The organism is Symbiobacterium ostreiconchae, from assembly GCF_055396975.1.
Genome location: NZ_AP042454.1, coordinates 391,312 through 404,856 on the forward strand (window position 1 = coordinate 391,312; position 13,545 = coordinate 404,856).

At 68.0% G+C, this 13,545-nt stretch carries 6 protein-coding genes and 2 tRNA genes; all 8 read right to left on the reverse strand.

The genetic code is table 11. The features are described from left to right. Positions 1 to 119: 119 nt before the first annotated feature. Positions 120 to 1,409, reverse strand: coding sequence for a group II intron reverse transcriptase/maturase (gene ltrA, locus ACZ5UM_RS01845; RefSeq protein ID WP_464846653.1), 1,290 nt, complete (start codon positions 1,407 to 1,409; stop codon positions 120 to 122). A 585-nt stretch (positions 1,410 to 1,994) separates the two neighbouring features. Continuing rightward, positions 1,995 to 3,290: an IS110 family RNA-guided transposase gene (locus tag ACZ5UM_RS01850; protein ID WP_464846655.1), complete on the reverse strand. Its 1,296-nt coding sequence runs from the start codon at positions 3,288 to 3,290 to the stop codon at positions 1,995 to 1,997. A 497-nt stretch (positions 3,291 to 3,787) separates the two neighbouring features. Beyond that, positions 3,788 to 3,878: transfer RNA gene (locus ACZ5UM_RS01855), tRNA-Ser, on the reverse strand. A 180-nt stretch (positions 3,879 to 4,058) separates the two neighbouring features. Next, positions 4,059 to 4,149, reverse strand: a tRNA-Ser gene (locus tag ACZ5UM_RS01860). A gap of 460 nt (positions 4,150 to 4,609) precedes the next feature. Further along, positions 4,610 to 5,569, reverse strand: coding sequence for an AmmeMemoRadiSam system protein B (gene amrB / locus ACZ5UM_RS01865; RefSeq protein ID WP_464846657.1), 960 nt, complete (start codon positions 5,567 to 5,569; stop codon positions 4,610 to 4,612). An 11-nt stretch (positions 5,570 to 5,580) separates the two neighbouring features. Next, positions 5,581 to 10,443 (reverse strand): Ig-like domain-containing protein, encoded by a 4,863-nt coding sequence (locus tag ACZ5UM_RS01870; protein ID WP_464846658.1) that lies wholly within the window; start codon positions 10,441 to 10,443, stop codon positions 5,581 to 5,583. Between the two features lie 117 nt (positions 10,444 to 10,560). Continuing rightward, positions 10,561 to 11,850, reverse strand: coding sequence for a group II intron reverse transcriptase/maturase (ltrA, locus tag ACZ5UM_RS01875; protein WP_464844121.1), 1,290 nt, complete (start codon positions 11,848 to 11,850; stop codon positions 10,561 to 10,563). A 606-nt stretch (positions 11,851 to 12,456) separates the two neighbouring features. Further along, positions 12,457 to 13,545 (reverse strand): histidinol-phosphate transaminase, encoded by a 1,089-nt coding sequence (hisC, locus tag ACZ5UM_RS01880; RefSeq protein WP_464846659.1) that lies wholly within the window; start codon positions 13,543 to 13,545, stop codon positions 12,457 to 12,459.

Below are 13,545 nucleotides of genomic sequence, written 5' to 3' on the forward strand. Positions count from 1 at the left end.
AAACCTCGCATAGCGCTTACGGATAGAAACTTCCGGCTCGAAAGCGGATCCCCGCGCACAGGCCGCGGCGCCAAAGGACTACGCAATCGAGTAGGAGGGGGCGGCTAACCCCCGTCCTCTCACACCGCCGGACATGCGGGTCCGCATCCGGCGGTTCGCCAGGATTGACGAGTCGCTTCATAGCATTCGGTCAGGCTTATCAGCCCCTGGGCACGCCAGTAGGCGTTGCCCAGGGCGCTGTTTAGTGGGCCACCTGCCATTCGCCACGGGCCTTTGCGGCTGTTGGCGAGTTGGTAGACTACCCATTCGGGCAAACCGAGGGCGCGCAACTCCCGAAAGCGCGTGCGTACACGCTTCCACTGCTTCCATACGCATGCTCGCAGCCGACGCTTCAGCCATCCTTCGAGTCTTTCAAAGGCTGACCTGGCATCGGAGAGCGCATAGTACCCAACCCAGCCCCGCAAGTAAGCATTCAGGCGCCGGATTCGGTCCTCCATGCTCTGGCTGCGGTTGCGGTCCGTCAGCGTGCGGAGCTTGTCCTTCACGCGTTTCAGGCTCTTCGGGGCCAGCCGGATGCGCACTCCCCGGTGCTTGTAGAAGCTAAACCCGAGGAACTGCCGCTTCCACGGCCGGTCTACTGCGCTCTTCTCCTCGTTGACCTTCAGCCGTAACCGCTCCTGCAGGAAGTGGCGCACGTTCCTGTAGACCCGTTCTCCCGCCCGTTTGCTGCGGACGTAGATGTTGCAGTCATCGGCGTACCGGACGAAGTGGTGCCCGCGGCGCTCCAGCTCCTTGTCGAGGTCATCCAGCAGGATGTTCGCCAGCAGCGGGCTCAGCGGACCGCCCTGCGGCGTCCCTTCCTCCGTCGCCACGACTACCCCGTTCAGCATGACCCCAGCCTGTAAGTACCGCCGGATCAGCCGCAGCACTCGCTTGTCCGTTACCCGCCGTGCCACGCGGGCCATCAGCACGTCGTGGTTGACCCGGTCGAAGAACTTCTCCAGGTCCATGTCCACGACCCAGTCGTACCCTTCCTCCACGTACTGACGTGCCTTCCTGACCGCGTCATGACCCCGCCGCCCCGGCCGGAAGCCGTAGCTGGATTCGGAGAATGTCGGGTCAAAGATTGGCGTCAGTACTTGCAGGAGTGCCTGCTGGATCAGGCGGTCCATCACGGTGGGAATACCCAACATCCGCTTGCCGCCGCCCGGTTTCGGGATTTCGATCCGGCGGACTGGCTGCGGTCTGTAGGTCCCCCGGAGCAGTTCTTCACGGATGCGCTCCCACTCCGCGCGGATCTGGTCCCGCAGCCGTTCGGTGGGGACACCGTCCACGCCTGGGGCGCCTCCGTTCCGCTCCACCCGTTTCAGGGCGGCCAGCATGTTCTCCCTGGCCACCACCTGCTCCATCAGCTTGCCTTGCTCCCCGCGGGGTGACGCTCCGCCTTGTGCCGGCTGCCCACTCCGCCCTCCCGCCGTCCCTTGCGGCTTCACCGCTACCTCCGGCGAGCAGGCCCCGTGCGGGATTTTCTGCGTTTGTCGCGGGCTGCTCGAACGCAACGGGCTCACCCCTCTCCTGACGTTCGGCCCTTCCCGGTCGGGGCGTCCCCCTGCCGGTACTATGGCCTATCTCGATGTTATGCACTCAAACTCTCTCAATCTCGCTGGTTCGCACCATTTCGCGTCCTGCCACTTGGCTCAGACACACCCATTGGACGAAAGACTCTGACTTCTGGTGCGAGACAAACGCGGGGTGGCAGAGAAGAGCCCCGTGCGACTCTTCAGACATGCCCTGTATGCTGCCGCCTGGACGGGTCCCACGTACTCCGCCCCCGGCCACCCTATCATGTCTCCCGGGGTCCTTGCCCTCAAAGTCCTTCGTCCTGCCTAAATGGGGGCGGGTGGGGCGCTAGTACTTTGCTGCAGGGTCATGCCCTTCCAGCCATAGTCGGCTTCCCCCACCCAAAGCGGCACATCTATCGGCACACCGCCCTCTCAGGCGGCGAGACCTAACTGCTCCGCCCGCCAGGCCCCCAAGGCCCTGGCCGGATCATAGCTACACTGCTTCCTGACCAGGGTGAACAGCACCCGCAACAGCTTGCACGCCAGCGCCACCAGGGCCTGCTTGCCCTTGAGCGGGTTCTGCTGGCGAGTCCTGAAGTGCTCGTACAGCGCTCGAAACTCCCGGTTCTTGGCGGCCGCCGTCATCGCCATCTGGTACAGCACGTGGCGCAGTCCAGGCCGGCCGCGCTTGCTGATGGGCGTCCGGCTGCGGTCCCGCTGCCCCGACGTGTTCTCTGTCAGGTTGTAGCCTGCCAGCTTGCGAAGTTGCCGCCAGTCCGCATACCGGCGCAGGTCGCCTACCTCGCCTAGGAAGGCAGCAGCGGTCACCACACCGACCCCAGGCACGCTCAGCAGGTACCGGGCGAGGCCCGTCTTCTCCAACGCCTCGGCCATTGCCGCCTCCGTCTCCGCCAACCGTTCCTTCCAGAAGATCACTTCTTGGAGGATCTGCCGCAGCTGGAGCCGGGCGGCGTCCAGCCCGTACGGCACCCCTATAGACCGCCGAGCCGCTTCCTGCAGGTCCTGGGCCCGCCGGAGCCCAACCCGCCGGTTGCTGGCAGCCCGGAGTTCCGCCGCCAGCTGAGTCACTGGCACCGCCAGCACATCCTGTGGAAACGGCCGGTACTGCAGCACATACAGCGACGCCTGACCGAGCGGGTCGGCCAACACCTCCGTGTACTCCGGGAAGTACTCGTCCAGGAGCGCCTGCAGCTGATTCAGGGCGGCGTTCAGCTTCCTCCGGTGTTGCTGCCGGGCCTGGGTTAGGATCCGCAGTTCTGCATAGACCCCGTCTGGCAGATACGGCACGGAGAACCGGCCTTGCAGGACCAACTGGGCGTTGAGCCAGGCGTCTTTACGGTCGTTCTTCGTGGGCGAGTTATCGTCCAGTTCCTTGCTCGCCTTGACATGGGCCGGGTTGACGATGACCACCGTGAAGCCCGCCTGCTGGAGATACCACGCCAGCGGCTTCCAGTAGTGCCCGGTCGGTTCCATCCCCACCACCACGCGGGTAGCGCCAGCCTTCTCCTTCGCTCGTGCGATCTTTCCCAGTAGACGGTCGAACCCTTCCCTGCTATTCTGGAAATGGAAGGGGCTGCCCACGGGCACCTCGGTCCGTCCGTCGACCACCCAGGCCCAGTGCTTCCGCTTGGCGATGTCGATACCGACCACCACCGTGGGTTCACCTCGGACCAGGGCCAATTTCCTGGCTCGCTGCTTCAATTGCATTGCGTTCCGTGACCTCCTGTTACGAGTGGTGATTACCTTTCACACCCTACCGTATCAGGAGGCCTTTACTTTTCTCAACGCCGTCCTACATCATTACAGGACTGCTTTGCTGACTTCTGCCGGTTCAGCCGGGCCTCTCGGCCCGGGTTACCAGCGTTGCTGGCGTTCCCGGCAGACCTCCCCGGGTAAGGACGCTGACCTTCGCCCCGCACCCGCCCCATCTACTGCACCGCCCTTTGGCAGCCTCGGGTTTTGCTGTGGTTCGCCAGCTCACCCAGGCGGCACAGCCTCGTATGAGGTTCGTGTTCCTCGGGTCGTGGCTTTGCCTCCGGCTTCCTCCAGATTCCGCCTCGCGACGGACACCCTTGCCTTTGGCTAGCGGGCTCGTGCTGCCTCGCCCGCAGCGGACTCTCACCGCCAAGTCAGCGCCCATGCCGGGCGCACAAAGCGACGGCGGTCAATGCAGCCGCACTGACCGCCGTCGCCGTGTTCGCACCTGGCGGAGAGAGAGGGATTCGAACCCTCGCGGGGCTTGCGCCCCCTACAGCTTTAGCAAAGCCGCCCCTTCAACCACTTGGGTATCTCTCCGGGCCTGCAAAGCACCGCCTCCGGGCGGTGCAGATGATACTATACCACGTCCGCTCCAGCTCTGCAACCGGGTTGCACAGGCAACGAGACCACTTCTGCCCTGCGCGGCAGTCGCCGCATGAACCCCGTTCCGGCGCGGCCGGCAGACGGAAAATGCCGTGCTCGCGCGAGCACGGCGATTGGCGGAGAGAGTGGGATTTGAACCCACGCGGGGCTTGCGCCCCCTACAGCTTTAGCAAAGCCGCCCCTTCAGCCACTTGGGTATCTCTCCGAGGCTGCGTTCCGCCGCCACTGCCGCGGCGGCGCATGTGATACTATACCATGTTCGCGGGTTCTGTGCAACAGGAATTCCTTGCACGTCCACGGCAAGTTCAGTCCGGGCGCGGTGAGCCCGCGGCGGCGCCGCTGTCTCTCTGCCGGCTAGCCGTCGGCCGGAAGACTGGATCTCCCCGATCCGCCTCGGAAAGGGACCGGTCGGGTCTACGATCGACTTGTGGCCCCATACACCCAGATGGCCCGCGCGGCCGTCAGCCCGAGCATGAGCAGCAAGCCTCGGCGGATCATGCGTGTGCACGCCCTCAAAGGGCATCTGCCCCGCAGCCTCTCCCGAATCTACCCGTCTCCCCCGGACTTCCGGGCGAAATAGGCACTCCCGATCCCGGGCAGGGTGCATCCTCCGCCCGCAACTGCCGCTGTGCGACAACAGCAGATCGGTTCTCCTCACCCGCAGGCTACTCCCGCGTGAACACAAATGTGAAGTAACTGGTCGTCTCGATCAGGTCGTCCCGCAGGATCACCCCGGAGTTGGTGTGGCCCAGCACGGTCGGCCCCTCGGCGCCGGACGCGGCCATCGCCATCAGCAGAACGGACACGGCTTCCGGCGAATCCAGGTGGTCCGGGCCCATCCCCAGAAGGCGGTCCAGGTCGCCCGCGCGGATCGCGGCCAGCGTCTGCGCATCCCGGGCTTCGGCCTCGGCTCGGGTGAGGTAGTGGGAGAAGTCGACGGACGCCACCAGGATCCGGCCGGGACCGAGCTGCGCGGACAGGGCGCCGGCCAGCCGCTCCAGCTCAGGCAGGGAGAGGCCGCGGTGGAGCACCAGGGGCACGACCCTCGCCTCCGGCGCGTGGTACTTGATGTACGGCATCAGGGTGCCCATCGCGTGTTCCCGCGCCAGCACCTCCTCCTCGACAGTGGCCAGGCCGGCGGTCACCAGGGCGTCGACCGCCTCCTGGTCCGCTTCCACCCGACCGAAGTCGGTCTGCCAGGGGCGCCGGCCGGTAATGACCCGGGGCCCGGCGGCCTCGTGGTTGGGGCCCACCAGGAAGATCACCTCCGGCGGTTCGGCCTCCAGCATCAGGAAGAAGCCCGAGAGCAGCTCCGCCGCGAGGTCGTGGTGCGGCACCAGCCCCCCGGCCAGGGGCCCGGCGGCAACCTTCGGCGCAGATCTGCCGGCCGCCGCCAGGCCGTCGTAGAACAACCTGGGGTTGAAAAAGACGTTGGGCTGCGCGACCTCGCTCCGGGGCAAGCGGCGGACCGCTTCCGGCCCCGGCTCCGGCTGTTCACCCGCCATCTTCACCGGCTCGCCGGCGGCTCCAGCCGGCCCTCCGGCCTTCTCCGGGGCACCCTCGGCAAGCCCCAGCATCCACGCCACAACGGCCGCAGCTGCCGCAGCCGCCAGCCAGCGCCGCATGGCCTGCCGCCCTACCATCCGATGCTCACCGCCTCCGCGGCGCTCATGCCATAGACCAGGCCGCTGTTCTGGTGCTGCAGCACGGCCTCCTCAGCCCGGTACTGCCCGGCCGAGACCACCCGGGCGTGGTACTGAACCGGCTTCCCTTTCTTCTCCGCCCAGAAGGTCACCCGCTGTCCATCGACGTGCAGAGCCCAGCCGCTGTACACCGACCAGTCGACGTACTGGCCGTAGGCCCAGGGCCGCTCCAGGTAGCGCAGACCGGAGGGCAGGGTGTCGGTCAGTTCGTAGGCCCCTTCCGGCGCGTCGGCCGGCAGGCTGTAGGTCAGGGTGACGGTAACGATGTCGCCCGGCTTCCAGGTCTCAGGCGCCGGCGAATAGCTCCGCACCACCGAGCCCCCGGCCATCGTCACCGTGGGGCGCCCCGGCGCGGTGTAGGTGACCACCGCGGCCACGCTCCCCTGCACGCCGGTGATCTGCAGCGAGGCCAGTTCATCGGGCAGCAGGGCCATGGCCAGCCGCTCTCCGGGCTGCAGGGTCTTCTGGAACACCTCGCCCTTGAGCCGGTAGGTGAGGCCCACAGGTGCGCCCTTCAGGCCCTCCAGCCCGCTGCGGGCCGCCAGGACCAGCTCCAGGTTCACCAGACTCTCCCTGGGCGGATTCTGCGCTAAGTAGCCCAGCAGAGGGAGCGCCTCCGGCTCGCCCAGCCTGGCGGCGAGAACGGCCGTGAGCGCCGTCGCCTGCAGCTGCTCGTCCCGGCCCTCGCCCGCAGCGATCCGCAGATCCAGGGCGACCTCCTCGCCGTAAGCCGCCACGAAGCTCCGGTAATGCGGGCGCACCGCCTCCAGATCGCCCAGTGCGGCGGCGGCCAGCATGGCGTAGAGCTGCTCCACAGGCGTCAGCTCCGGCTCGGCCAGCAGCTGATGGGCGGCCAGAAGCACCGGCTCGCCCAGGCCGGCCAGGCCGTAGATCGCCATGGCTTTCCGCTCCCGGCTCTCCCCCTCGTCCTCCAGCACCCGGCGGAAGTACAGGGCCAGGGCCGCCCGGTCAAACCGCTCCGGCGCCAGATCTGCGACCAGGGCCGAGAGCTTCAGGTCGCCGTCGCTGTACGGGAGGATGGCAATGGACCCGTCGGCAGTCTGATAGCGGAACGTCTCCAGCTCCGGCTCGGGCCAGGGATCCTCCCACCCGGCGTGCGCCTGCAGCAGCTCCGCGGCCAGCGCCCGTGCCAGCTTCTTCTCAAGACGGCTGCCCGAGGACCAGCGACTGCGGTGGAGCAGGTCCAGGTACCGGCCCCGCTCCCAGTCCACGAAGGTGACGTGAGTCAGCCCGTCATCGGCCCCATCCAGCCTGGCGCCGGGCTCCAGCAGCCGGAAGTCGACCCGGTGCTGCACCAGATGGGTGTCCCGCACCACAAGCGTGCGCTCCAGCGCATCCCAGAGTTCGCCGGCCGTGGCCGTCACCCTTACGGTGTATGTCCCCTCAGCCGCCAGCGGCGGCAGCGGCACCGAAACGGCGTCGAAGGGGCGGCCGCTCAGCTCCAGCCGGTGCCGGTAATCCGACGGCCCCTCCACCTCAACCCGGAAGCGCACCCGGGCGTCCGGCTCCAGGGCCTCTCCGTAGGCGCGCACCTGGAACACGGGCCGCTCGCCGACCAGGAACGTCTCGCCCATCACCAGGTCGGCGAAGAAGGGCAGCCTGACCGGGATCCGGACGGCGCCGCTCTCCGCCTCCATCGTGTCGGGCAGGACCGCCTGGTAGGTCAGCCGCCAGCTGGTCAGGTTGTCGGGCACGCGGAAGCGCACGCTGGCCTGGCCGGCGCTGTCGGTGATGACGCGGGTGAAGAGGACGGCGTCCTTGAAATCACGCCGGACGCCGCCGCCCTCGCCGCCCTTCTCCGCGCCCCCGCTCAGGGGCGGCGGCTCGTGGGAACTGCGGCTCCGCAGGACACCGGAGCTGACCCAGCTTCCGTAGAGGTCGCCGAGGATGTCCACATACTGCTCCCGCACCGCGAACAGCGCCTCATCCACCAGGTTCAGGTTGACCACCGCCCCGGCGGCCGGCCGCCCGCTGCGGTCCCTGACCGCCACCTGCACCTGCACCGCATCGCCCGGGCGGTACGCCTCCCGGTCGGGGGTGACGGTCACGTCCAGCCGCATCTCCTCCGGGTCGACGGCGATGGAGCGTCCGGCCGAGAGGTAGCGGCGGCCGTCGAAGGCGACGCCGTAGAGCGTCGTGTTGGGAAGGTCTTCGACCTGCAGCGCGGCGGTGAAGGCGGCCGAGTCCTGCACGGCGTACTCTCGGATGCCCCGGCGGGCGGTGAAGAACAGGAAGCCGTCGGGCCGGTCATCCAGCCGCCGCTCCCCTTTCCGGAACACGTACGCCACCGGCTCCCCGACGGCGACCCGGTACCGCTCCTCCTCGGGGACCAGCTGCGGCCAGCCCCAGTCCGGGCCGTAGCCGTACCACTGGCCCGAAACCCACGCGCTGCGCACAAGCCACAGGCCGCGGGAGTCCTGCACCCCGTACTGGACCTCGTACTGCTTCTCCGGGTCAAGGGTGAACCGGAAGACCGCCCGCCCGTCCCCGTCGGTCTCTGTGCTCTCGTCGAGGATCTTGCGGGTCCCCTGCTCGTACCGGTACCGCTTGCGCACGACCTTCTCGATGAAGTCGTAGTACTCCCCCTCCTCGATGCGGATCCAGCTCCGCTCAAAGAGCGTGAACCTCACCGGCTGTCCCGCCACCGCGGGGCCGGTGACGTCGGTCCCCGTGCCGGCCAGGAGCTGGTCCAGCACCACCCGGTTGATCTGGACGGTCACCGTGGCCTGGTCGCCGTCCACCACCGTCTCGGCCCGGGCCATCACATCCCGGTGGAAGAGCCGGATGGTCTGCTCCGCGGTCACCTCGCCGGTCTCCGGCTCGCCTCCGGTGACGTAGAGGGTCAGCCAGCTTTCCCATCCCCAGCTCTGCGGCTCCTTGGGCGGGGTGTAGGAGATCACCGCCTCGCCGTTGGCGTCCGTGGTCACGCTCCCAGCGTCGCCGCCGATCCGGTAGGTCAACTGCATGTCGGGCACGGGCGTCCCCTCGAAGAAGGTGGCCCGCACCCGGAAGTTCACCGTCTCGCCGGCGAAGAGCGCCTCCCGGTCCGGCGTCACGGTGATCTCGTAGACCGGCTTGGCATAGGTGGCCACCTCGAACCAGCGGCTGGCGAACAGCTCATCGCCCACCCAGAGCCCCATCTGATAGGAGCCCGGCGTGAGGTTCGGCAGCGTCAGGCCGCCGATGAAGCTGGAGCGCTCCACCGGCAGGTCGGCGCTGGCCAGGACCACCCGCTTGCTGTCGGGTCCCCAGTACCACCCCCGGGTGAGCTCCACCCGGACCCGGTCCACGGGTTGGGCATCGGGCTCGCGGGGATGGAGGATGCCCCAGATGTGGACCGTGTCCGTCGGCTTGTAGATGGCGCGGTCCAGGTAAAGGTAACGCCAGTACAACTCGGACCGGGACTCCTGGGCGCCCCAGTACCCATAGCTGCGCCCGGTGTGCAGAACGGCCTCCTTGGTCCCGCTCCGGGCAATCCAGAAGCTGTGCGGGGGCTCGCCGTCCCCGCCGGAGACGGCGGTTTCTTCTCCGCCCGGGCCGGCAGATGGACCCAGCAGCGCCACCCCATCCTGGCCGGCCGTGGCCGCAGGCGAACCGTCGGGCCGGTGGAGCGTGGCCCCTGCCGCCGGCCGTCCCGTCTCCAGGTCGTTCAGCCAGGCGAGGACCCCGGTGGTGCTCTCCGCCAGGTAATAGGACAGGTCGGTCACCTGGAAACGGATCTGCCGGACCTGTCCGTCCCGCTGCACTTCGGCGAGGTAGTACCCGGCCGGCAGGGGCTCCGGGAGGACCAGGTAACGGTCATACTCCAGCTCCATGGGCTTGGCGGAGAGGGTCGCGACCACCTCCAGGCCCTCGGTGGACTCGTGGTAGCGGTCGCGGGCCGCGCTGCTCCAGGCGGGCAGCCCTAGGATCTCCTGCAGCGCCGCGACGTAGGCGGCGGCATCGGGGTACCGGTAGACCGAAATCGCGTACTCCCGGGCGCCGCCGGCGTCCCACATGCGGAAGTACGGGGCCGTGTCGGTCGGGAACTCCACCGCCTCGTCGGCCAGGTGGAACGACAAGACCGGGTTGACGGAGCCCGCGGGTGCGGTTTCAAAGGCGAAGGTGTACTCGCCCAGCTTCTCCTCGCCCCGGATCCGGCCCAGCCCTTCCTTCAGGGTGACGGTGTAGATGGTCCCGGGCTGCAGCGGATCCTGGGGAACGAAGACGGCCGTCTGCTTATGCCGTTCCCACCGTCCGTTCACCGGGGGGCTGATGCTGAAGTACGCAGACGGGTCCTCGTAGTCGTCATGGCTGAAGGTGAACTCGATGCCCGTCTCCACGGGAACGCCCGTCGACTGGTGCGCGGGCAGCGTGCCCAGCAGACGGAACTCGGCGCTGGTCTGGAAGGACCACTGGTAGTCCCGGTCCAGCCCGGCCTCCCGGGCGAGCCGGAAGCGGTAAATCCGGTTGGGCTCGAGTGCCGCCGCCGGTGCGATGGTGAAACGGGTCCCCTCGCTGTCGGCCTGCTGGATGCGCAGGCTCACGGCCGGCTCCACCGCCAGGGCGGTCTCGACCGCACGCAGCGTGAGCGGCCTCAGGCTCGTGAGGACCAGCTCGCCGGAGGGATCCAGGCCGGCCGGGTCGAAGGCCGCCGGCTCCAGGGTGACCTCGGCCGCCGCCTGGGCCGGCAGGCGCGCCGGGGAGGGGGCCGGAGCGGGGCGGAGCGCCGCAAGGACCGTGAAGATGAGTGCGAGGACAACGGACAGAGAGAACACGGTCTGTCGGGTGCGCATGGGGCATCACTCCCGGCGCATTGTTCTGCCAACTCACACGTTGGACGAATGCGCGGGACCAGAAGTTTCGCGCAGGTCTTGCGATCGAGTAGGAGGGGGCGGCTAGCCCCCGTCCTCTCACACCACCGGACATGCGGGTCCGCATCCGGCGGTTCGCCAGGATTGACGAGTCGCTTCGTAGCATTCGGTCAGGCTGAGCAACCCCTGGGCACGCCAGTAGGCGTTGCCCAGGGCGTTGTTTAATGGGCCACCTGCCATTCGCCACGGGCCTTTGCGGCTGTTGGCGAGTTGGTAGACTACCCATTCGGGCAAACCGAGGGCGCGCAACTCCCGAAAGCGCGTGCGTACACGCTTCCACTGCTTCCATACGCATGCTCGCAGCCGTCGCTTCAGCCATCCTTCGAGCGTCTCGAAGACTGACTTCGCGTCCGAGAGCGCGTAATACCCGATCCAGCCCCGCAAATAAGCGTTCAGGCGCCGGATTCGTTCTTCCATGCTCTGGCTGCGGTTGCGGTCCGTCAGTGTGCGAAGCTTGTCCTTCACTCGCTTCAGGCTTTTCGGCGCCAGCCGGATGCGCACTCCCCGGTTCTTGTAAAAGCTGAATCCGAGGAACTGCCGCTTCCACGGCCGGTCTACTGCGCTCTTCTCCTCGTTGACCTTCAGCCGTAACCGCTCCTGCAGGAAGTGGCGCACGTTCCTGTAGACCCGTTCTCCCGCCCGTTTGCTGCGGACGTAGATGTTGCAGTCATCGGCGTACCGGACGAAGTGGTGCCCGCGGCGCTCCAGCTCCTTGTCGAGGTCATTCAGCAGGATGTTCGCCAGCAGCGGGCTCAGCGGACCGCCCTGCGGCGTCCCTTCCTCCGTCGCCACAACCACCCCGTTCAGCATGACCCCAGCCTGTAAGTACCGCCGGATCAGCCGCAGCACTCGCTTGTCCGTTACCCGCCGTGCCACGCGGGCCATCAACACGTCGTGGTTGACCCGGTCGAAGAACTTCTCCAGGTCCATGTCCACGACCCAGTCGTACCCTTCCTCCACGTACTGACGTGCCTTCCTGACCGCGTCATGACCCCGCCGCCCCGGCCGGAAGCCGTAGCTGGATTCGGAGAATGTCGGGTCAAAGATTGGCGTCAGTACTTGCAGGAGTGCCTGCTGGATCAGGCGGTCCATCACGGTGGGAATACCCAACATCCGCTTGCCGCCGCCCGGTTTCGGGATTTCGATCCGGCGGACTGGCTGCGGTCTGTAGGTCCCCCGGAGCAGTTCCTCACGGATGCGCTCCCACTCCGCGCGGATCTGGTCCCGCAGCCGTCCGGTGGGGACACCGTCCACGCCGGGAGCGCCTCCGTTCCGCTCCACCCGTTTCAGGGCGGCCAGCATGTTCTCCCTGGCCACCACCTGCTCCATCAGGTTGCTGTGCTCCCCGCGGGGTGACGTTCCGTCTTGTGCCGGATGCCCACTCCGCCCTCTCGCCGTCCCTTGCGGCTTCACCGCTACCTCCGGCGAGCAGGTCCCGTTCGGGGTCTTCTGCGTTTGTCGCGGGCTGCTCGAACGCAACGGGTTCACCCCTTTCCTGACGTTCGGCCCTTCCCGGTTGGGGCGTCCCCCTGCCGGTACTATGGCCCCTGCTGACTTCTGCCGGTTCAGCTGCGTCTCCCGACGCAGGTTACCAGCGTTGCTGGCGTTCCCGGCAGATCTCCCCGGGTAAGAACGCTGACCTTCACCCCGCACCCGCCCCATCTACCGCACCGCCCTTTGGCAGCTTCGGGTTTTGCTGTGTTCGGCCAGCTCACCCGAGCGGCACAGCCTCCTATGGGGTTCGTGTTCCTCGGGTCGTGGCTTTGCCTCGGGCTTCCTTCAGATTCCGCCTCACGACGGACACCCTTGCCTTTGGCTAACGGGCTGGTGCTGCCTCGCCCGTAGCGGACTTTCACCGCCAAGTCAGCGCCCATGCCGGGCACACCGAAAAAGGCGGGAGCGCCCTCCGGCGCCCCGCCGATGATCCCCCTGCTGTCACCCTTCGCCCAGCACCTCCTCCAGCGCCTCCACGAACCGGCGGTTCTCCTCCGGCGTCCCCACCGTCACCCGCAGATGGCGGGGCAGGCCGAAGGAGGCGCAGGGGCGCACGAGCACCCCCCGGCGGAGGAGCTGGTCGAAGAGCTCGGCCGCGGGCCGGCCCCCGTCAAACAGGATGAAGTTGGCCTCGCTGGGCACATAGTCGAGCCCCAGCCGGGCGAAAGCGGCGTACAGGTACGCCTTCCCCTCCCGGGTGAGGGCCCGGGTCCGCTCCACGTGCTCGACGTCCTCCAGCGCCGCGAGGCCGGCCGCCACTGCGGGGCCGTTGACGCTGAAGGGATCTCGGGCCGTCCACATGGGCGCCAGGACCTCCGGCCGCATGATGCCGTACCCCAGCCGGAACCCGGCCATGCCGTAGATCTTGCTGAACGTCCGGGTGACGACGATGTTCGGGTGGTCCAGGAGCAGCGCACGGCTGTCGAAGGGGGTCTCGTCGAACTCCCGGTACGCCTCGTCGACCACCACCAGGGTCGACGGCGGCACCTGCGCCATCGCCGCCCGCAGGTCGGCCTCGGCGAACACCGCGCCGGTGGGGTTGTTGGGCCGGCAGAGGAAGAGCAGCCTGGCGCCGGTTTCCGCCGACGCGGCGGCCATCGCCGGCAGGTCCATGGACCAGCCGGCCAGGGGCACCTCGACCACCTCAGCGCCCATCAGCTCCGCCACGAACCGGTACGCAGCGAACGAGGGCGCAGGCACCACCACGCGGTCGCCCGGCTCCAGGTAGACCTCGGCCAGCAGCCGGAAGACCTCGTCGGAGCCGTTGCCGATCAGGAACCATTCCGGAGGCAGGTTCCACACCCGCGCCAGCCGCTCCCGGAGCCGGCGGGCTGTCCCCTCCGGATAGGTGTGAACCTGCGCCAGGGCGGCCTGCGCCGCCGCCACCGCCCGCGGCGACGGGCCCAGGGGGTTCTCGTTCTGGTTGAGCTTGACGAGATCGTGAAGCCCCAGCTCCCGCTGCACGTCCTCCACCGGCTTGCCCGGCACGTAGGGCTTCATTCGCCGGACCGCTGTGCGCACGCCGGACAT